At 48.3% G+C, this 20,416-nt stretch carries 15 protein-coding genes; 11 read left to right on the top strand and 4 right to left on the bottom strand.

Annotated elements, in window-relative coordinates; translation table 11 throughout:
- Window positions 1-112 precede the first annotated feature (112 nt).
- Entirely contained in the window at window positions 113-1,240 is a 1,128-nt protein-coding gene (locus tag P8J86_10790) for a hypothetical protein (protein ID MDG2055180.1), read from the bottom strand.
- A 487-nt stretch (window positions 1,241-1,727) separates the two neighbouring features.
- Between P8J86_10790 and P8J86_10785 the strand changes: the two genes are divergently transcribed.
- From P8J86_10785 to rfbB, 9 genes are all read left to right on the top strand, one after another.
- On the top strand, window positions 1,728-2,276 hold the full coding sequence (locus P8J86_10785) for a hypothetical protein (protein MDG2055179.1): 549 nt from the start codon (window positions 1,728-1,730) through the stop codon (window positions 2,274-2,276).
- Between the two features lie 73 nt (window positions 2,277-2,349).
- Complete coding sequence (locus tag P8J86_10780; GenBank protein ID MDG2055178.1) at window positions 2,350-3,297, top strand: NDP-sugar synthase; 948 nt, start codon at window positions 2,350-2,352, stop codon at window positions 3,295-3,297.
- The gene (locus tag P8J86_10775; GenBank protein ID MDG2055177.1) at window positions 3,294-4,166 is read left to right on the top strand and encodes an exosortase/archaeosortase family protein; all 873 of its coding nucleotides are present in this window, start codon (window positions 3,294-3,296) and stop codon (window positions 4,164-4,166) included. Before P8J86_10780 ends, P8J86_10775 begins: the two co-directional genes overlap by 4 nt.
- Window positions 4,163-4,918: an exosortase-associated EpsI family protein gene (locus P8J86_10770; GenBank protein MDG2055176.1), complete on the top strand. Its 756-nt coding sequence runs from the start codon at window positions 4,163-4,165 to the stop codon at window positions 4,916-4,918. Before P8J86_10775 ends, P8J86_10770 begins: the two co-directional genes overlap by 4 nt.
- Window positions 4,908-7,217 (top strand): AAA family ATPase, encoded by a 2,310-nt coding sequence (locus P8J86_10765; GenBank protein MDG2055175.1) that lies wholly within the window; start codon window positions 4,908-4,910, stop codon window positions 7,215-7,217. The genes P8J86_10770 and P8J86_10765 overlap by 11 nt, the downstream gene beginning before the upstream one ends.
- A 16-nt stretch (window positions 7,218-7,233) precedes the next feature.
- On the top strand, window positions 7,234-8,676 hold the full coding sequence (locus tag P8J86_10760) for a sugar transferase (protein ID MDG2055174.1): 1,443 nt from the start codon (window positions 7,234-7,236) through the stop codon (window positions 8,674-8,676).
- Window positions 8,660-12,892 (top strand): tetratricopeptide repeat protein, encoded by a 4,233-nt coding sequence (locus tag P8J86_10755; GenBank protein MDG2055173.1) that lies wholly within the window; start codon window positions 8,660-8,662, stop codon window positions 12,890-12,892. Before P8J86_10760 ends, P8J86_10755 begins: the two co-directional genes overlap by 17 nt.
- A 37-nt stretch (window positions 12,893-12,929) precedes the next feature.
- A complete protein-coding gene (locus tag P8J86_10750) occupies window positions 12,930-13,709 on the top strand; it encodes a sugar phosphate nucleotidyltransferase (protein ID MDG2055172.1) in 780 nt (259 codons plus the stop codon).
- A complete protein-coding gene (gene rfbB, locus P8J86_10745; GenBank protein ID MDG2055171.1) occupies window positions 13,699-14,697 on the top strand; it encodes a dTDP-glucose 4,6-dehydratase in 999 nt (332 codons plus the stop codon). The genes P8J86_10750 and rfbB overlap by 11 nt, the downstream gene beginning before the upstream one ends.
- On the opposite strand, the gene P8J86_10740 is transcribed toward rfbB, so the two are convergent.
- From P8J86_10740 to P8J86_10730, 3 genes are all read right to left on the bottom strand, one after another.
- Window positions 14,681-15,256 carry an SIS domain-containing protein gene (locus P8J86_10740; GenBank protein MDG2055170.1) on the bottom strand — a complete coding sequence of 192 codons (576 nt, stop codon included), beginning with the start codon at window positions 15,254-15,256 and terminating at the stop codon, window positions 14,681-14,683. The two genes, rfbB and P8J86_10740, sit on opposite strands and share 17 nt — an antisense overlap.
- A 9-nt stretch (window positions 15,257-15,265) precedes the next feature.
- A complete protein-coding gene (locus tag P8J86_10735) occupies window positions 15,266-16,468 on the bottom strand; it encodes an aminotransferase class V-fold PLP-dependent enzyme (GenBank protein ID MDG2055169.1) in 1,203 nt (400 codons plus the stop codon).
- A gap of 64 nt (window positions 16,469-16,532) precedes the next feature.
- Window positions 16,533-17,750 carry a pyridoxal phosphate-dependent aminotransferase gene (locus tag P8J86_10730; GenBank protein ID MDG2055168.1) on the bottom strand — a complete coding sequence of 406 codons (1,218 nt, stop codon included), beginning with the start codon at window positions 17,748-17,750 and terminating at the stop codon, window positions 16,533-16,535.
- A 170-nt stretch (window positions 17,751-17,920) separates the two neighbouring features.
- Here P8J86_10730 and P8J86_10725 point away from each other — a divergent pair, with 170 nt between their 5' ends.
- Together P8J86_10725 and trxB are read left to right on the top strand one after the other, a co-directional pair.
- A complete protein-coding gene (locus P8J86_10725; GenBank protein ID MDG2055167.1) occupies window positions 17,921-19,372 on the top strand; it encodes a hypothetical protein in 1,452 nt (483 codons plus the stop codon).
- A gap of 68 nt (window positions 19,373-19,440) precedes the next feature.
- Window positions 19,441-20,415 (top strand): thioredoxin-disulfide reductase, encoded by a 975-nt coding sequence (trxB, locus tag P8J86_10720; protein ID MDG2055166.1) that lies wholly within the window; start codon window positions 19,441-19,443, stop codon window positions 20,413-20,415.
- Window position 20,416: the final 1 nt, after the last annotated feature.

Below are 20,416 nucleotides of genomic sequence, written 5' to 3'. Positions count from 1 at the left end.
GACGTAAAGCAGCGCGGCATCCTACCACGACATCGGGCAAAGTCCGATTGGGTTGATGCTTGCAGCTCATGGGCCCAGCGTGCTTATTGACTCTGAGTCGTCTTGAACTAGATCAGTTGGGAGCTTCGACCAAGCCAGCCTCAACGTGCCATGGCAGGCATTGTGGTTCGTAAGATTCTTCAGCCTCACTGACGCAGACTATTTTGCCGTTATTGAGCGCAATGACGAGTGGCGGTTCAATCGCCCAATCTGGGCCCACAGGGAGCTCAAGCTCCTCACAACCATCGCAGGGCATACTCCAGAGGCCCTCGGTGGCATATCCATTGGCAGTGTCCGGAAAAGCAACCAGTGTTGATGGTACGACGGGCTCGCCATAGAAGTGATCGTAAATGAGTTCTTCGCAGTGATCGCAGGTCCTGCGGTAGAAGACGATGTAACGCTTACCTTTGTCTAAGTCCTTTGGTTTTACTTTCATATATTTGTAGAGATCAATAGAACGAAAAGACTGGCCCACCCAGGCATCTGGATCATCAATATAGTAGAAGCTTGGAAGTTGAATCTCAGTGACGGTTGATTGGTTGGCGGAGATGGAATTTCCATTTTCAATATCATTCGGAGATGGATCAGGTGTATTTGATGTTTCATTATTTGGTTGTGCGATCGTGATCACACGTTGATTGGCAGACCTGACTCCGAGTATGCGGATGTATGTAAATCCAGCAACTAATATAAAACAGGCTGTTACCAACGCCAGTAGGTAAGCATTGCTTTCAACAGATTCGCGTCGTTGCCAAGTGAGTAAGACACCAACAAGTAGAGAGCCGTCAATGATAAGCATGACCCAAGGCGGAATGGGTAGTGTTCCAAAGCAGCCACAACTCGTAACATTGCCTTGGAACATTTCTGCAAGCAGGATGAGGCAAAAAGCCACCAGCATAAAAACGGCCATTGGCCGCGCCCAACGTGTGAAGAACATGACTGCAATAGCAAAGAGTTCTAAGACGAGCAGCGTGGCCAGTAGCCAGTGAGCATCAATGCCCATTGTCTTATGGCCGAGTTGCAAGATCGTTGGTGGTAGGTTGGTAGGTGTTGCATGCGATAGCTTGAAGATCACCCCAGCAAGGACCCAGCAGGGAACAATGATGCGGGTCAGGATCGTGCCGAGTGTCCGGCGCCGACTCACTGAGGTTCGCGCCAGGGACTGGGACTGCGGTTCGTCATTGGGGGCCTTGGTCATCATTTGCTCCGATTCAACCCATCTCAACTTATATATTGATGCTCGGCCACCTTGGCTCAGCAATATTCTATTGGTCGCTCCGACTTTATCGGGCGTCAGGCAACTTCAGAGTGAACGTCCCTGAAACCGATTTTATGCAGGTATTAGATAATCCTGTCATTTAGAGGCCTTGTACGGGTCCGATAAATGCCAAACCATCAATTTAGGGTGGTTAAAATTGCCTGCTGTCTTCCCCCGCCTATACATTACATATTGTCTCCAAAGTACTTGCTGCTTTGGGCATGGTGTGCCTGGGAATGATCCGATAGAGGAAGGCGACACCCAGTTCTGTGGGCGAGGTCTGGTGGGGACCGCTCTCGTCCAGAAATTTCATTGAGAGAACTCGATCTGGCTCGGGAGGCTGGGTCGAAGTAAGAGCGGCTCCCCCTAAGCAAAACGCTTCGTTGATGCAGTCTTAATGCGTCAGGCGGATCGGGAAGGATAGTAGTAGATGAGCCTCTCCCCCCAGAGCGTGCATCAGTTTGATGCCCATCGAGACCATGTGGTGAACCCAGCATCGCCTCGCATTCATGAGGGTAGCTGGTCAGATGTTGAGGAGGCAGCTCGTTCACTTAATGAGCCTCTGCTGATGCCCATCACACCACACGCCGATGATCGGGGTTGGTCTTTGATGAATTGCATGGCAGGCGCTTTATCTGATCAAGGTCAGATCAACTATTCGTGCCAGCATCCAGGTATTGTAAAAGCGTGGCATCGACATGATCGCCAGACAGACTTTTGGTTGTGTGTGAATGGTCATCTAAAGGCTGGTGTTTGGCGGGAAGATGATGGCGCTTCATGGATGGCCGTACTCGGTCAGATGCGTCCAGCAGTGCTTGTGATTCCACCGCCGCTATGGCATGGCGCAGCCTGTGTTGGAGCTGAAGCAGCTGGCCTTCTTTATTATGTGACAGAGAGATATAACCCAGAAGCGCCGGATGAACATCGACGTGAATGGGATAGCGTGAGTGGATTCCCATGGCAACCGCGCCATGGGTAGTTTCTGAGTTGGGTTTCCGGGAGATTTTAGAAACGTGATATCGGGGATTGTTGTAGTCATGTTGGCGGGCCATATGCGCAGTTCTTCGCTGCGTGATTCGTTGGATACACCAACGATCTTGTTGCCATTGCGCCGATCTGCAACTGTTTTCGAGTCATGGTTAGAAATACTGAATCAGGCCTTTGTAGACGAAGTACGCGTGGCTATAAATCTTGATAAAGATACCCACGCTATTAATGCAGCAATCGATGCGATGACGCGAAAAAGAGACTTCCAGGCTGTGACCAGGACATTTTTGGAGCCAGCGGCATGGCGTGGTCCAGGCGGTGTGGTTCGTGACATCACTTTGGATCTTGATGCGGACACCATTGTGGTCATCGTTGAAGGAAATAGCGCCCCAGTTTCCTCAGTAAAGGATGTTATCTCTACGGTTCAGGGCGGTGCTGATGGAGCCGTTGGCGTGTGTGGATCAAATAGCCCAGCGGGCGTGTCTGCATTTCGTCGATCCAGCATTGATCTCATACCAAAGATTGGCTACTTCGATCTCAAGGAGCAGTTCTTGCCTGCTCTGCATGAGGCTCATTTTCGAGTTCGCCCAGTCAGCGTACTCAAAGGTTCTTCTCGAATACATGATCGTCTTTCGTATTTAGAAGCAGTTCGTAAGGAGCTGGCGGTTGAAAATCAGGTCGTCACGTATTCGAAGGATCAAGATCAGACAATTATCTCGAAGAACGCCGTCGTTGATGGCAGATGCTTGATTGAGTCTGGCGTCACTATCGATGATGGTGTACTTGTTCATGACAGTGTGATTTTGAACGGTGCCTCTATTGGTTATGGTGCAGTGGTTGCAAGATCAGTGGTTGGTGCTGGTGCAAAAGTTCGTCCTGGTGAAAGTGTTGTGGACACGATCCTTGGTGGGCATACTCTTCTGCCGAGAGTGCAGCGAACAAATAGACGCCAACTGAAAACAGGCAGTCATGCCGTCAGCAAGAGTCCAAATCCGGGAGCATCTCGGTCATGAACTTCCGCCCCCGAAGAGCTTGGAAAGTGACAGATTGGTTGATGCTTGGCGGCCTCTTGGTGTTCGCAGCATTTCTCATGCTGCAGCCATTGAAAGATATCGCCACGATTGGGATCAATGACACAGAACAGTCGCATATTTTCCTGGCGCCGTTAATTGCTGTTTGGCTCTTGTGGTTACGCCGGCCGCGGCTCAGGCATGTTCTGGTTCAACCCAGTTTGATAGGCCCCCTGATTGTGCTGATCGGATGGCTCATTTCATGGTGGGGCTTCACCTCTGGCATTCAGATCTTCTGGCATGCGGGGACATTATTGGTGCTCGTTGGCATTCTGATTTCTTTTACAGGCCTTTTGCCTATCTACCTTTTTGCGCCTGTATTTGGCGTGTTGCTGTTTGTGTTGCCTGTGCCTGGTGTGATACGTCATATGATTGCGCTGCCGATGCAAGAGTTTGCAACGAGTGTGTCATACTCAGTGTTAGAACTGTTAGGTGTGCCGACGATCAAGACAGGTAATGTTCTCGTTATTAATGGACAGTCTGTAGCAGTTGGCGAAGCATGTAATGGTATGCGTATGATCTTTGCGTTGACGTTGGTTGTTTATGCGTTCGCATTTAGTACGCCATTTAAACCTGTTACTCGTGTTCTGTTGTTAGTGATCAGTCCCTTTATTGCAATACTTTGCAATATCATCAGACTCGTTCCCACGAGTTTGATATATGGTTACGGCGATCCTGACTTTGCACATGATTTCCATGACATTGCTGGTTGGGTCATGTTGCCTGTTGCTGTCTTTATATTAATGACCATGTTGCGTACGTTGCGATGGCTTGATTTTCCAGTAAACAATTATCGATTGGCAAGCCAATGAGATTACCAAGACGCGGTCATTTTTTTCAGCGCATTCCAGTGGTTGCTCCGGCATGCACGTTCGTATTGCTTATCTTGCTTGGTTGGAAGCTGCCTGCTCATGTCCGTATTCAGGAAGAAGTGGAAGCCCGCAAAGAGAAGATTCGACAAACACTCGCAGCAGTTCCATTCCGAATAGGAGGGGGCCGTTGGAATGGCATCGACCAACCCATTCCGCCCGATGCGCAGCGGCTTCTTCGCTTTAACGGAGCTCTTAGCCGCCGTTATCGTGGGACAAATGGTTTATCTGCCACCTTTCTGCTTGTGCATTGTGGCGATTCACGGGACATGCTTGGGCATTATCCGCCGATTTGTTACCCGGCCAACGGTTGGGTTACTACGGATCTCGGCTTAAATGAGCGTGAGCAAATCGCAATTCAGACGCCAAATGGTGCCATTCCGGTGTTTGTTTATCAATTCCGTAGACGCATTTCAGACGGTACAGAGCAGAGGGTCCGAATATTCGACACATTTATCCTCCCAAATGGTGGCGTGACGCCCCATATTGGTGAGATCAATGAGCTATCAGGTCGATATGAACTGGCAGTCCAGGGGGTCGCTCAACTCCAAATTTTGACTCCCGCAGAGATAAGTGAAGATGTAGCAATTCAGACAGCCGAAGAACTATTAGCTGGGATGCCCATGCTGCTGTCAGATTTAGGTATTAAGAACGAATCGTCAGTTTACGTTGAAGGAGCGAGTCATGAGGAATGAGTATGACCAATTTGGAGAAACGGGTCACCCTTATAATAGTCCTCGTGATTTTCGCGATGCTCGGCTAGAGGATGATCAAAATAGCCAGGTTTCTCTCGGTGTACTATTTTCAGATCGATTGGGTGGTCGCTGGTTATTGGCACTGTGTTTAGCAGTGGTGCTTGGTTTCGCTGGCTTGATTGTAGGTTGGTATAACTCAAATCAAGAGTATAGAAGTGAAGCACTTATTCAGATTGATCCTCAAACTGAAGTAACTCGTCGGAAGATTGAAGATCTCAATATTAGGTTCTACGGTCAGTATCTTAAAACTCAAGCAGTCTTAATCAGGAGTCATCGAGTACTTGCGCATGCACTGACAATGGAAGAGCTGAAAAACAAAAAATACTTCCAAGGTGTGAATGGGATTGAAAACCTTCGGGAGGGTCTTAGAGCATCTAGTAGCTCTGATACGCAGCTTATTTTAGTTAGTTTTACCGCGCCAACCGGCGTACTTGCTGAAGCAGGCGTCAATGCTGTTGTCCGCTCTTATAGCGAGCTCTATGGACGTGCTGGTGTCATTGGCATGGGTCGTAAGATTCAGGATCTAAGAGATGATGTTGCAAAACAAGAGCGCCGACTTCGCCCATTGGAATCGCAGATTGCTGATATTCATTCCAGCTATCACACGAACGATCTTTCGGGATTAGTTATTGCGAGCCATGAAGTTGTTGGGACAATACAGACCCGAGTTACTGAAGCAGAAAAGATTCTTGCTAGTCGTCGACTCAGTAGTATTGATGATGAGGCAATCGCAGGGGTGACGCCAGTAGGCCCTTCACAGAAGGACCTTGAGAAGTTTGACGACCATCTTTTGAGCTTACGTAAAACACTTGATAGTGCGATTAGTCATTTTGAGATTATTAAGGGACGTTATAACACCTCTGCCCGACAGTATGTTTGGGCTGAGGAGCGACTTGCCAGCGCTCAGAAACTCTACGAGCGTCAGTACAAAGAAGTGAGTTCACAATGGATTGGCGTAGGTGCCAGTGGGGATCTCGACAGTGGTGTTAATGGGATTCTCGTAAATCCCGTGCTCGTCACGTGGAAGTCTGAACGCTTGGAATCACAGCTAGCGATGTGGAAAACAGATCTAGAGCAAGAGAGAGCCCTCTCTGAATCTTTGATGCAAGATGTGCGGGAGGTAAAAGATCTCTCGAGTCTCGTTACCACCATTAAGGAAGACCTGAGTCAAACGAATCAGCGTATTCGTGATCTTACGGTTGAAGAGCCATCAATTGAACGCCAGATAGAAATTCAATACGGAATTGTGCCTTCGTTAGCATCCAGTGATCGGCGCGCAATGAGTGCGATGTTAGGACTTGCTGGAGGGGCTTTTTTTGGTTTCTTCATTGTATTCGTAATAGGTTGTTTTGATCGCCGAGCGACGACGGCGTATCACGTGGGTAAAAGTTCAGTCAACGCAGATGCGAGATGTCTTGGTGTTCTGCCTGACTTGAACCAGGCAAAAGAAGACGTCGATGGAGCTGATGTTGCTTCTCACTGCGTGCATCAAATACGCAATCAGATCGAGGCAATTCGTAATCCTCGCAAAGGGTATGTGGTCACGGTGACGAGTCCATTTCAAGGGGATGGTAAAACCAGTTTAGTGATGTCTCTGGGCTGTTCTTATGCTGCAGCTGGATACCGAACCATCGTTGTCGACTGCGATCTGGTGGGTCGCAGTATGACACGGCAGATGGGTATGGTTGGAGCACCAGGTCTCAAGGAAGTTCTTCGATCGCATCACTTGAATGGGGAAGTTCGTGCTCTTGAAAGTCATAATCTGAGCATACTTCCGGTTGGTATAGATCCAAAAGTTGGCCCCGAGAGTATTCGTAAGTCAGACATTGATGAGTTATTCGATTCTCTAAGAAAGAGTTTCGATATCGTTCTCGTCGATACCGGGCCAATGACGGGTAGTCTTGAAAGCACGCCTGTCTCAGTAGCATCAGATGGGGTCATCATGGTCATCCGTAGTGGTGGCTCAAGGAGCGGGCTTGAAGAGTGTCTCAACGGTTTAAATCGCTACGGCGTGCGATATCTTGGAACGATCCTTAATTGCGCCCCTTATGAAGAGTGCTACCGATATGTATCAGAAGCATCTCTCTCAGCAGCGGCTGATGCCAGGGATGTTGTTGAAGGTGATGTTCAAGATAGGCCTTCGCTAGCAGTAGCATCAAGAAATGAACGTAGCCCGTTGATGCTGGCTATGGAAACAAGTAGTCGTTCTCGTATTGAAAACGAGGATAGCGAGGAATGATCAAGTGATAGGCACGTTGACCGAGACCGAAGGATCGGCGCCGGTCGTCCCGCCAGTCGTATGGGGATTGAGCGCTAGGCAACTTCACGATGCTTACTGGCGATCACGAGGTGTGGAGTGTGTTCGCCGCGGAAGTGGTTTGCCACATCGTTGTAGCGCCGAGCTGTACCTGTTGTTAGAAAAAGAGCAAATGTCACTCTTTGAGATGAGTGATCTGAGTGATCGCATGACTTGGCACAATGCGCTCATTATGCGTCTACGTCTTTTGGATGAAAGACACCGTGTTTACTCAGAACGAGTCGTTACAAATGATCAAGGTCTCGTTCGTTCGATTGAACGTCGCTATAGCGATACAACCCTGCCTATGAATTGGGTGGTTATCACAACGAAGCGTCGTGTAGCACAGAATTGGTCGGCTGCAGCGACACGGCGCGTGGGATGGGATCGTGTGCGTCGTTCAGTTCCATGGTCACGTGTCAACCATTGGAAGTGTGATGGAACCACTTTCGATGAACGCATTGTTGGCGAGCAGCAATCACTCTTGACGAACCTTGTAGAGCGATGGCTTGATCCCAGTCAGGTCATTGAGGGAATTGTCTCAACAGGTGGTGACATTTGGCATCTAGAAGATGAGACTCCACCGCCAGACAAGAAACTGATTGGGCCGCTTTGGCTTGGATCTGGTTGTCAATCGTTCTCTCGGCAGTGCGTTGTGGGGCCAAGTTGGCAAGTAGATCGGCGAGATAATCCTTTAGGAACCATAGTTCGCACAATTCCAGATGTTGAAGCCAGTAAAAATGCGTCCTTGAATCAAGAGAATCAAAAATCAAGAACGCTTTACCGTATTAGTAAACGCCTTCTTGACTTGTTATTCAGCTTTTCTGTACTTGTTTGCCTTTTACCGCTCTTGTTGATTATTTCATTAGCGATTCTTCTGAGTGACGGTGCTCCGGTTTTTTATGGACATAAAAGACAAGGGCGTGGTGGACGGACATTTCGTTGTTGGAAATTCCGGACGATGCGAAAAAATGCAGACTCGATGGTCCAGAGTTTGCAAGAAAGTAATGTCTGTGACGGTCCCCAGGTCTTAATAAAAAACGATCCTCGGGTCACACCAGTTGGAAATATTCTGCGTAGCACGCAGCTTGATGAGCTGCCTCAGTTCCTTAATGTGTTACTTGGTCAAATGAGTATTGTGGGCCCAAGACCAAGTCCGAATGATGAAAATCAACTCTGTCCAGCATGGCGAGATGTTCGATTAAGCGTGCGCCCAGGTATTACTGGTTTATGGCAACTAAAGCGCACTCGGCAGCCTGGAGAAGATTTTCAGGAGTGGATTCGTTTCGACATTGAATATGTGAGACAAGCTTCTATGAAAACAGATCTTTCTATTCTATTTGCAACGACTTGTTCATTTATTAGTGGGAGATTGCGCCGTGGCAATGACACGAAAATTTAAGCGACGTATTACGTTTTTATTGGCACTGATTGTTGTTCTGGTGGCCGGTGTTGTCATCGTGAAGTTGGTCCGTGATAGCCAGAGCGCTCGAATGCTTGCGGAATCTCGTGAAGCAGGTATGCAGGCATACGCAGAGAATGACTATCCAGCGGCGATCGAAAATCTAAGTAACTACAATGCTCATATTCAAACTGACTACGAAACACTCATCGCCTTTGGCCATGCTCGAGCGATGGTGCCTGCTGAGGGTTACATTAGTCAAGCGATTTATCTGACTCAGCAGGGGCTTCTGGTTATGGAAGCTGAGGCGGAAACTGAAATAGACAGTGATCTTTATGAGCAGGCGCAGCGGCGGATACTCGAGTGGTATGAAATGGCTCAGCAGTTTGTCGAGGTGTCTGAGCTTGCTGATCGTCTGTTGGCCAAGCATCCAAATGACGTGCGCTTGATTAGTGCTAAGGCAGTGAGTTTGAGAAATCAGCGACTGCTGGAGGAGGCTGGTCCATTTATCTCGCGTCTTATTGAATTGGAACCAGAAACTATTTCATGGTACGCCCTCAAGATTGATGTCCTATTGACGCTGGATACACCAGAGTTAGAAATGCTTGAGATGACGCAGCAATGGATAGATGAGTATGAAGGCGATGGGCGTTTTCACGTGTTGCGTGCTGGACTGCTTATCAAATTTAATGACTATGTTGGTGCTCGAGAAGAAATGGAACTGGGTGAAGCCCAAGGCTACCGTGATACGGATGTGTTGAGTCGTTCAGTGTTAGTGTATGATCAGCTTGGAAACTTTAACAAGGCTGATGAAGCACTGCAGGAAGCTATTGAAGTCGAGCCTAACAATCAAGGCGTGTATGAGGTGACGGTTCGTCGTCTTTGGCGTTCAAGTCGTTTAGAGGAAGCCAAAAAAACACTAGCTCTTGCCGAGGAGAGATTCGAGAACTTAAGCCAAGAGTTGATGCGAGATAAACTTCTTCTGTCTTTACTATCAGCTGACAGTTCATCAGCGAAGGTAATTGCAGAAGAAATGATCTTGCAATTTCAAGGTCAGGAGAAACAAGCGCAAGAAGCTTGGGCCAATGCAATGTTAGCTCGGAGCCTATTGAATGAAACAAACATTCAAGAGGTGTTAGATCAAGTTCTGGATGCGTCTGTTATTAATAGTAAAGATCCTGTTATTCACTACATTCTGGGTGAATTGTATTCCTATCGAGGGCAGAATCCTGAGGCACTTGATTCGTTTGGTAAGGCGAGAAAGTTAGATCATCGTTGGTTGGCAGCGAATGTTGCGTATGCCCGTACGCTGGTAACTGCGGGGCGGCCACGTGAAGCGCTTCCGGTCGCGAGGGACTCGATGTTTATATCGCCAAAAGGAATGGTTGCGCCATTTCTGTTGTACTCTGATGTGTTCTTATTAGTCGAAGAAGCGAATAAAAAAATTGGTCCTGTCAATAGTCCACAAGAGCTGATCTTTGTAACTGAAAATTTAGAAGAGCTTGCATCGCTTATTGTTGACAGTGAGTTAGTCGCTCCATTGTTAGTTCGAGCGTATCTATTGGCTGATGATTCTGCGGCGGCTATAGGTGTTATGGAGGCAACTTTAGAAGATTCAAATAGTACCTACCCGACGTTCATTAAGTTGGCTGCACTCAGTGAGAGGACTGGGCTTGGCTTAGATAAAAGACTGATGGCAGAGGCTCGTCGGCGTGGAACCCCTTCAAATTTCAATGTGCTTCTGGCTGCAAATAAAATGGCAGTGGACGGCAATGTAGAAGGTGGGCTTGAGATGATTGATGCAGCAATTGAGAAGCTTCAGCCTAATTCACCGGAGCTTCGAAACTGGCGGCGTCTGCGCGTGACTTATCTAATCCAGCAAGGACACGAGAAAGCCGGAGACGCATTAAGTCAGCTGGTGGTCGTGTATCCAAGCGATTTGTCTATACAGAAAATGGCTTTGCAGACTCAGCAGTTTGAGGACTTGCCAGAGTTGGCGCAGGTAGTCATAGCGAACCTTCGCAGAGAACTTGGAGATGAATCGCAATTAGTTACTTTAGCGATGGCGTCTGCGTTAATGGCGGATAGTGAACTAGACGAAAAATCACTTGCCGAAGCGACTGTAAGAATTCAGGACATACTGGAAGTAGATCCAGACTCTGAGTTGGCTCTTGAATTACTGGTCCGTGCGAACCTGTCAGGAACGGTACCATCATACAGTTCAGCAATTAGGGCTCTTACATCGCTTAATTCACTTTATCCTGACAACGCCGATCGGCTGATCAGATTGATCGGCCTACAGCAGGTCACTGGCGACTATGATTCAGCAGCTTCTAATCTGAGCCAATTATCTCCCATGGTAGATGCCGAGCCACGTTTGAATAAGAGTGAGCTTAGGCTACTTAGTAAACAGGGTGATGTGAAATTATTGTCGAAGCGAATTCAAAAAATGGATGCGCCAAATGCGAGTTTCTCTGATCGTATGTTGATGGCAGAGTTGTTGACGAATATTGGAGAGTCGAGGCGGGCAGGAGAGATTTACGAATCTCTTCTAGAGAGTGAACCAAATGACAATGTCCGCATTGCTTACGCGAATTATCTTGGGCTACAGGGTCAAATCGAAGAGGGACGTGTAGTTCTTAGTCAAGTTCCTGATGATGGTGTATCTGCTCGTATGCCGATGACACGCGGTTTGTATGCGGCTCGATTTCTTGGCCCAGATGCAGCAGATCCGTTCTTTGATATAGGTATTGCGCGATCACCAGAAAATCCACTTCTCTACTACGACGCTGCTAAGTTGCTGATGAAATCGGGTAGTCCAGAGCGAGCGCTTAAAAAGGTCCAAGCTGGTCTAGAGATCGCGCCGGAAGATTCAGGTCTTCTCGAGAGCCTTGCTCTCATTTTACTTGAGATGGGTGGCGACACGAATGATGTTTTGGCTAAGTTATCTGTCAGAGAGACCAGTTCAGACACACTATTTGTGGCCTTGAGTTTACTCGAGAAAATTCCTCTTGAAGATGGAAAGAGAAACCCGTCGAATGTCGATCTCGCTGAGGTAATGAGGATTATAAAGAAGTCCCCACAGCACTCGGTGCTGTGGATTATGGCAATCTCTATCCATGAGGATGGCGGCAAATATTCACGCGCATGGGATCTGGCTCAACAGGCTGCAAATCGTTTTCCAAACAATAGTTTGCCTTTGCAGCGGGCAGCGGAAATATCGGCTAAGCAGAAGAAGTGGGATCAAGCAATAGCAGATACGCAAGCATGGCGAGAACGAACTCCTTATGCAACGCTGAAGCCTGATTTGTTTTTAGCACGTTGTTATTTGGAGAATGATCAGCCAAGGAAAGCGATCAGTATCTTAGAAAACTATAAGGATGAACTCGCATCAACTGTAGAGGAGCGTCCATTTGATACCTCTTTACTTGTGACGGCTTTGGCCGAGGTCGGGGATTTTGAGGACGCGCGAGCAATCGTTCAGGATCTTCTGCCATCGGATGATAAATGGGTGCAGTTATGGCTTGGCGTGAGTCAGCTATTTGAGCCAAGCGAGACGGCGGAAGCAATTGAAATGGTCGAGTCGCTCTCTTCAGATGCGGTGGGTATCAAAGGAGAGGTCATGCGAGCGTGGGTTCGATTATCAGAAAGAGATCAGAATCCGATCTACTTGCAAAAGGCGATCGCATCAGCCACTCAGATGACTGAGATTCCCAGTGAAGCAACGCGGGGTGAGCTTGTGTTGGCGCAAATTGCGACCGGACAAAATAACTTGAGTAAAGCCTTGGTGATTTATCAGGGGGTTTTGGAAAGAGAGCCTAAAAATACCGTTGCTCTCAACAATATGGCGATGGTGTTTATCAATAACGGTCAACCCGATGAGGCGTTGGTAGCGATTAATAGAGCACTGGATGAAAATCCTGACTGGTTAGTGTTACTCGATACGAAAGGGCAGAGTCTGTGTGCTCAGGGACAGTATGAGGAGTCATTTGAGGTTTTCTCAAAGATCATTGCTGTTGATCCTGAATATTTGAGTTCCCGACTTCATTATGTCAGCTGTTTGATTGAATCCGGTCGCCTTAGTGAAGCTGAGTCAATTTTAGGTAAAGCGCAACTCAGTACTGTTGACCGGGAAGAAATGGAGTCTGAACAGAAGGCGCTTCTTGAATCTATAGAGAGTAAGCTCCACTCGATGTCTACAGGGGTCAATTGGTGAGAACACTGATATTACAATTAAGAATGTGGGACCTACGATGAAGGGTGTTATTCTTGCTGGAGGTCTCGGAACTCGTCTCTCACCGCTTACGCTTGTGACGAACAAGCACTTGCTGCCAGTGTACGATCAGCCGATGATTCACTATCCCATTGAGTGTCTTATTAAAGCGGGCATTGACGAAGTCTTAGTGGTTACCGGTGGTGAACATGCAGGAGATTTTCTGCGTCTGTTAAAAAATGGGAAGCATTTAGGTTTGTCAGATCTTCACTATACGTATCAAGAAGGTGAAGGTGGTATTGCTGATGCGCTTCTATTAGCGGAAGATTTTTCTGAAGGTGGCCGCATATGCGTCATTCTAGGAGACAATATCATCCAGGGTTCCATTCAAGCCTCTGTCAATAGTTATCGTGCGCAGCAGACAGGTGCGCGGCTTCTTCTTAAAGAAGTATCAGATCCGGAGAGGTTTGGCGTGCCACGTTTTGCAGATGAGAAAATCGTCGAGATTTTAGAGAAGCCAGTTTCGCCGCCTAGTTCATATGCTGTGACAGGCATCTATATGTATGATCAAGACGTCTTCGGTATGGCCAGCCAACTGTCCCCAAGTGAACGAGGAGAGTTGGAGATCACGGACGTTAATAATATGTATCTTGCTCGCGGTGATCTGGAGTATGAGATACTCGAAGGTTGGTGGTCTGACGCAGGAACATTTAAGAGCCTCCACTCAGTTTCAAATCTTGTGGCTGAGAGTGGTGCGAACAGTACAGATGTATCGTTCATGTCAGGGCAAGGTCAAGAAGGAGCCAGGGATGGTGACTGAGCCTATGCGGATTTTGGTCACCGGTGGTGCTGGGTTCATTGGCAGTAACTTCATTCGCTTCGTGTTGGCAGAGCGATCTAGCTACTCAGTTGTGAATTTAGATGCGCTGACTTATGCAGGTAATCTAGAGAGCCTGGTCGACTGTTCAGAAAACCCTCGATATAAGTTTATACAAGGCGATATCCGTGATCCGCTTGTTGTTCAGCAAGCACTCCAAGATTGTGATGCAGTTGTGAACTTCGCAGCTGAGTCGCATGTGGATCGATCTATCTATGATTCTGGTCCTTTTGTATCCACAAATATTACTGGTACCCAGGTATTGATGGATGCATGTAGGCAAATGGAAAACTGTCCTAAGTTCCTTCAGATTGGAACAGATGAGGTCTATGGTGATCTTCCACTGGATCGCCCTGACTTGCTATTTCAGGAAAGTACGCCACTCTGTCCGAGTAGCCCTTACAGCGCATCTAAAGCTGCCGCAGATTTGCTCGTGCTTTCATATCATCATACGTTTGGTTTTCCCGGACTCATTACGCGTTGCTCTAACAACTTTGGACCGTTTCAGTTTCCTGAGAAAGTGATCCCACTGTTCATTACCAATTTGATAGATGGTGAACGTGTGCCACTTTATGGTGATGGACTTAATGTAAGAGACTGGATTCACGTGCATGATCATTGTGAAGCAGTTCTTCTTACATTGGAACGAGGGACGCTTGGCGAGGTTTACAATATTGGTGGTTGTAATGAGTGGAGTAATCGATCGCTCACGGATATGTTGCTGGAGTGCATGGGCCAGGATCAAGCGATGATTGAGCCAGTACCTGATCGACTTGGACACGATCGCCGCTATGCGATTGATGCTTCAAAGATTGAACGGGAGTTGGGTTGGAAGCCACAGCGGAGCGCCTGGCCGGCAGGGCTGATTCAGACGGCGGAGTGGTATCGTGAGCATGAGGATTGGTGGCGACCACTCAAGGTTGCAAAATAGATTGCTCTATTGCTTCGCAAAGTAGATGTAATACAACCTGGTGAGCATCTTGGATCATGGCTGTATCCGCGCCATGGCTTGAGATTGCAATGTCACAGAGTTCGTGACAGGGGCTGTCATTGGGGCCGAGTAGTCCCATGGTTCTCGCGCCTTTAGAGCGAGCGGTTTTTAAGGCTCGAATAATATTAGGACTCTTTCCTGATGTGCTAAAAACAAGCAAGAGGTCACCCTCGTTAAGAAGGGCTTCACACTGGCGAGCGAAGATAGCATCGAACCCGTAGTCATTGGCGATACACGTTAAAAGTGTGGGGTCGGCGTTCAAGCACACGCCCGCTAAGGGGCGGCGATCGGCACGGTATCGCCCCATGAGCTCTTCCGCGAGATGGAGCGCTTGGGCAGCGGAGCCACCATTTCCACAGGTGGCAATCATTCCGCCACCCTCAATCGTTGCTATTGCAAGTTCGCAAGCCTTGGTAAGTTCATCACCAATTCTTTGCAATGAAGTGATCGTCTCGGCAGCGATCTTGAGTCGTTTGGTAATCAGATCATTTAGTGACATGTGGCATTCCTAGGCAATGGCAACAACGGTTGTGGTTCGACTTATTTCAGATATTGCTTGCAAAGCGTGTTCAATGTTATCTCTAGTCAGAAATGGACCCAGGCTCAGCCGTGTAGCGCCATGATGACAAGAGGATCCCATTTGTTGATGGGCAAATGGGGCACAATGCAAGCCACTTCTGGTGAGTATGCCGTGCTCTTGCTCAAGTTTTTGAGAGACTTCTTCCGGCGTTAACTTCTTGACGATGATAGAGAAGACGCCGCACCGATTTTCGAGCCCCTGCGGGCCCAGAAGCTGGACATCCTCTAGTGTTCTAAGGCCATCAAGCATCTGCTCTATTTGTATACATTCCTGACGCCACAGTGCAGCGGGCGTCTCTTTTTTGATCCATGTAATTGCTTCAGATAGGCCAATAAGGCCCAGTGTGTTATGAGAGCCACATTCAAATTTATCGGGCATGACTATTGGCTGATAGGGGGCTTCGCTTGCACTGCCTGTGCCACCTTGTCGGTAGGGCTCCAAGAACGGTTCCATACCTGGTCGAATGTACAAGCCGCCAGTACCGAGAGGGCCAAGTAAACCTTTGTGCCCAGGGAACGCAAGAAGATCGATCCCCATCGCTTGGACATCAATGGGCTGGTGCCCAATCGTTTGGGCCGCATCTACTAAGAGTGGTACTTGTTTTGATCGGCAGCGGTCACCGATTGCCGCGATGTTCTGGACGGTGCCGGTGACATTTGAACCATGGATCACAGCGGCGAGGCATGTCTGTGGCGTGAGAGCAGCTGCAAATTCGTCAGGATCAACCAATCCTGATTGAGGATCGCCCTCAACGAAGGTGACATCAACGCCTTGATCTTTTAGGGCGTGAAAGGGACGAAGCACTGAATTGTGATCCATCACCGTTGAAACCATATGAAGTCTTCGTGAAGAACTTGACTTGAGATGTGACTGGTAGATTCCGTAGATCGCAAGATTGAGAGCGTCTGTTGTATTGAGTGTGAAAATGACGTGCTTCGGATTTTCACCATTGATGAGCGAATTGATATTGTCTCGACAACGCTCAAGCTCACTCGATGCCAGTCGTGATTCGGCATAGGCTCCGCGCCCGGGGCTGGCACCGCACATTTTCGAGAAATGTACGATTGCATCAGTTACAGCTGGTGGTTTAGGGTAACTCGTTGCTGCGTTGTCAAAATAAATACGTGACATATTGATTGGCGACCAGATCTTTAATGTGCGTTCCTAAAAGGCCGATCATGTTGTATCGAGTTACTTAGTTCTGTGTTTTGACTTTATATGCTGCGAGCGCAGATTCAAGGATGTCGATACATCGCTTTAGTTTGCTTGATTCGAGAACATATGCAATCCGAACTTCATTCATTCCCATTCCTTCGGTGGCATAGAAGCCTGCAAGGGGCGCCAGCATGACTGTCTCGCCATCAAGACTGTGTTCATTAAGAAGAAAGCGGCAAAAGTCTTCGGCATCGCTTACTGGTAATTGCGCTGCAAGGTAAAAGGCACCGTCTGGCTTTGTGCATTTGATGCCGATGCGTACCAGCCCCTCGACCAGTAGATCGCGGCGTTTCATGTATTCGCGGCGAGCCTCAGTGAAATAAGATTCTGGAGTTTGAAGTGCAGCCATGGAAGCATATTGATCGACTGTCGCGGGGGACAGTCTCGCCTGACCATAGCATAGTGCAGCATCACGAATAGCCTTGTTGGTTGTTGCGAGCCACCCGATGCGGCTGCCACATGCGCTGTATCTCTTAGAGACAGAGTCAATCACCACAACGTGTTCCAGATCTCCATGACATGAGAGAGAGCTCGGCGCTCTTACTCCTTCTGGAAGGTTGTAGACAAAGTCCCTGTACACCTCATCACTAATGTAGAAGAGATTGTGCTCACGGCATAAATCAACAAGTGCCTGTAGTTCATCTTGGGTGAGAACCAAACCAGTGGGATTTCCAGGAGAAGGAATGGTGATCGCACGTGTGCGTTCGGTAATGGCATCTCTCACTTGATTAATATCGATGCGATATCCATCCTCTGCGCAGGTTGTTACTGGCTTGGTCTTAATTGACAGTAGGTGGGCAAAGCCGGCGTAGTTGGTATAGAAAGGTTCGCAAACGAGGATCTCATCATCAGGGTCGCAGATTGCTGCAAATGTGAAGAGGAGCGCTTCAGACCCACCCGTTGTGACGACAATATCATCAGTCTTAATGGGGGACTTTCCTAGCAGGTTCTGATAGTAGTTTGCCAGTTGATCACGAAACTGCAGATAGCCGTCGCTTGGTGCATATTCAATAACGGATTCGTCATAGTTCCGATAGGCATCGAGCATGCATTGTGGGGTCTTGATATCGGGTTGACCAATATTAAGGTGGTGTACGGTCACCCCCCGTTTGGCTGCCTCATCTGCCAATACAGCGAGGCGTCGAATCGGTGAGGATGGTGAAGTAGCACCTCTCTGGGAGGGTCGAAACATAGACATACGGGGCTCCGTCAAGGCTACACGGCGGCCTACGCGGCCTACTCAAAGAATGCGCGACGATCATATCCGCACGCCGTGGACGATGTGTTAATTGTCGCTTTTTGCCTTCCACTGACTGGTCACACTAGAATGCTGAAACAGCTTCCTTTATCTACAGAAAGGGCCCCGCGATGCCCCTCCTTCGTTTTCACATGATTTTGATAGTCTTACTTTCCTGGGGTACGGTCGCCCTGGGACAGGAAGAATTCTCCGACATCGTAGAGCAACTCAATAGCAGCCCTCAGGTTGACGGTACCGAACAAAGCAAGTCATACCGCATTCTGTTCGATGCTTATCTTGAACTCTCGCCCCCACCTTTTGAAATTGGTCCCAATTTCAATCAAACCACAATCTGGCCTGGCATGGAAGGTTGGGATCAGGTCAGTGCTTGGGCGGAAGGAAACCAGGCAATGGCAGAGGCCATTTTAAAGTCTGGAGATCGTAATATCATTGGGCTGCCTTATGGGAAGAGCTCAGTTGATAGTGTTTACCAATCTCGGGGACTACACATTGAAATCGGAGTCGAAGGTAATCTTCGCCGAAGTGAGTTTCCGTACCTCAAGGCCATGCGAGTCATAGCTGCATTCTCAACAGCGAATCACTACCGGCTATGTGAAGCGAAGAATTTTGAGGATGCTCAAAAGCAAATCGTTGCCAGCTTACGGGTTTATCGAATGCTCTGTGATCGTGATTTCTTTGCTGAAAAAGTATTTGCTATCACGATGCTCTCTGATTCACTTAGTATCCTCCGAGACATCTTTTACACCTATCTTGATGAGATGCCAGGCAAGATATATCAGGACTTTGGTCGAGAAGATATTCCATTCTTGCAGCCAACTCGTAATCGCCTGACGATGCCAGAGGGAGATCGAATTGTTTCGACTGGGCTCATCGATCTGGTCTTTGATGAAAACAGTGGCAAAGCAGACCCACAGATGTTCCGTAAGGTATTTACAGATATCCAGGCCGAATCTGAACCATTGACACGTTTTGGTGCAGCTCGCCGTTGGGAGAAGGTGGCAGCACTTCATAGTCCCCGTAAAGAGGCTCACCGGCATTTAATATTGATTTATGACGACTGGTGGCGCCGCTGGCGTGTGCAGGAATACGATCCAATACTGGAAAGGAAGTCAGAGTTCGATCGTACAAATCCAGTTCGCTATGCCGCTGTTCTTTATGCCATTCGAGACATCAAAGAGCTGTTTGCGATTCGAAATCTACTGATTGTGCAAGTAAACGGTACTGCGATCTCTGCGGGGCTCTGTGCCTATCACAAAGAGTACGGTAACTATCCGAATGACAGTGAAAAGATCTACCCGACCTATACGCGGAAGAGATCAAACGTTGACGCGTTTGACCTGAAATTTGACCCTCTGATTTACAGGTATGTCGCAGCCAGGCGCGCTCTTGATACTTCGCTGGGTCGAGTCTGGCTTAAGAGAGGTTCGGGTTTACTTTACAGCGTTGGGCAAGACCATGAGGATGGACTTGCTGCAGAACATGTGCCTATTGGTGCAACCGGTGATGTTGTCATCTGGCCACCAGTGAGAACAATTGTTCGGGAAGCTTCGCAGTCATCCTAAAAGTATTTTGTGTAAATTGTTTTGACTTGTTCATCTGCCCCTAGGCCAACTGACTTGATAGGTTTTCAATGACAGAAGTATGCAAGGTCATCATTATTGGAAGTGGTCCAGCAGCCTGGACAGCGGCGATCTATGCAGCAAGGGCTAATCTCTCGCCAGTTGTTTGTGTTGGTGTGCCAAAATCAAACCCTGCACCGGTGCTGCCAGGTGGGCAACTTATGCTGACCACTGATGTTGAAAATTATCCTGGCTTTCCTGAAGGTGTGAGCGGTCCTGACATGATGGCTGCCTTTCGTAGCCAGGCAGAGCGTTTTGAAACTAAGATCATCGAGGATGATGTTGTTTCCTGTGATTTTTCATCAACACCGCTTAAATTGACTCAGGCCAACGGCCAGACCTTGTCTGCGCATGCGGTGATTATTGCAACTGGTGCGACTGCAAATTGGCTGGGCCTTGAGAATGAAATGAGGCTGGCTCAAAGTGGCGGGGGCGTGAGTGCATGTGCTGTTTGCGATGGCGCCTTGCCTATGTTCCGTGATCAACCATTGGCGGTTATTGGTGGCGGTGACTCGGCAATGGAAGAAGCAAGCTATCTGACTAAATTTGCATCAACGGTCTATGTGATTCACAGGAGATCAGAATTCCGCGCCTCTAAAACGATGCAAGATCGTGTTCTCAATGCCGAGAATGCTGAGGTGCTTTGGAATAAGCAGGTCATCGATGTGCTTGGTGAAGACCGAATCAGTGCCGTCTTATTAGAAGATACTGTTACTGGTGAGAAGTCCCAAGTTGAAGTAACGGGAATGTTTGTCGCGATCGGGCACACGCCAGCGTCAGAGTTTCTGGAGGGAACATCAATTGCGATGGATGACAAGAAGTACGTGAAGCTTGAAACACGTACGAGTCATACAAATTTACCTGGTGTCTTCGCTGCTGGTGATGTTGCTGATAGCGTCTATCGACAAGCGGTTACTGCAGCGGGCATGGGGTGTCAGGCGGCACTTGATGCGGAGCGATGGTTGGCTGACCAAGGCATCGAATAGA

The sequence above is a fragment of the Phycisphaerales bacterium genome, assembly GCA_029268515.1.
In the GTDB taxonomy this organism is placed as follows: domain Bacteria; phylum Planctomycetota; class Phycisphaerae; order Phycisphaerales; family SM1A02; genus JAQWNP01.
Note: the sequence above shows the minus strand (reverse complement) of the source record. Positions and strands in the feature narration are given on the sequence as shown.

What these genes read in the sequence shown, in the direction of transcription:
- P8J86_10780 (MDG2055178.1), top strand. Translation starts at nt 2,350, where the DNA reads ATGCGCAGTTCTTCGCTGCGTGATTCGTTGGATACACCAACGATCTTG.
- P8J86_10750 (MDG2055172.1), top strand. Translation starts at nt 12,930, where the DNA reads ATGAAGGGTGTTATTCTTGCTGGAGGTCTCGGAACTCGTCTCTCACCG.
- P8J86_10740 (MDG2055170.1), bottom strand. Translation starts at nt 15,256, where the DNA reads ATGTCACTAAATGATCTGATTACCAAACGACTCAAGATCGCTGCCGAG.
- P8J86_10725 (MDG2055167.1), top strand. Translation starts at nt 17,921, where the DNA reads ATGCCCCTCCTTCGTTTTCACATGATTTTGATAGTCTTACTTTCCTGG.
- trxB (MDG2055166.1), top strand. Translation starts at nt 19,441, where the DNA reads ATGACAGAAGTATGCAAGGTCATCATTATTGGAAGTGGTCCAGCAGCC.
- P8J86_10735 (MDG2055169.1), bottom strand. Translation starts at nt 16,468, where the DNA reads ATGTCACGTATTTATTTTGACAACGCAGCAACGAGTTACCCTAAACCA.
- rfbB (MDG2055171.1), top strand. Translation starts at nt 13,699, where the DNA reads ATGGTGACTGAGCCTATGCGGATTTTGGTCACCGGTGGTGCTGGGTTC.
- P8J86_10730 (MDG2055168.1), bottom strand. Translation starts at nt 17,750, where the DNA reads ATGTCTATGTTTCGACCCTCCCAGAGAGGTGCTACTTCACCATCCTCA.
- P8J86_10755 (MDG2055173.1), top strand. Translation starts at nt 8,660, where the DNA reads ATGACACGAAAATTTAAGCGACGTATTACGTTTTTATTGGCACTGATT.
- P8J86_10765 (MDG2055175.1), top strand. Translation starts at nt 4,908, where the DNA reads ATGAGGAATGAGTATGACCAATTTGGAGAAACGGGTCACCCTTATAAT.
- P8J86_10775 (MDG2055177.1), top strand. Translation starts at nt 3,294, where the DNA reads ATGAACTTCCGCCCCCGAAGAGCTTGGAAAGTGACAGATTGGTTGATG.
- P8J86_10790 (MDG2055180.1), bottom strand. Translation starts at nt 1,240, where the DNA reads ATGATGACCAAGGCCCCCAATGACGAACCGCAGTCCCAGTCCCTGGCG.
- P8J86_10785 (MDG2055179.1), top strand. Translation starts at nt 1,728, where the DNA reads ATGAGCCTCTCCCCCCAGAGCGTGCATCAGTTTGATGCCCATCGAGAC.
- P8J86_10770 (MDG2055176.1), top strand. Translation starts at nt 4,163, where the DNA reads ATGAGATTACCAAGACGCGGTCATTTTTTTCAGCGCATTCCAGTGGTT.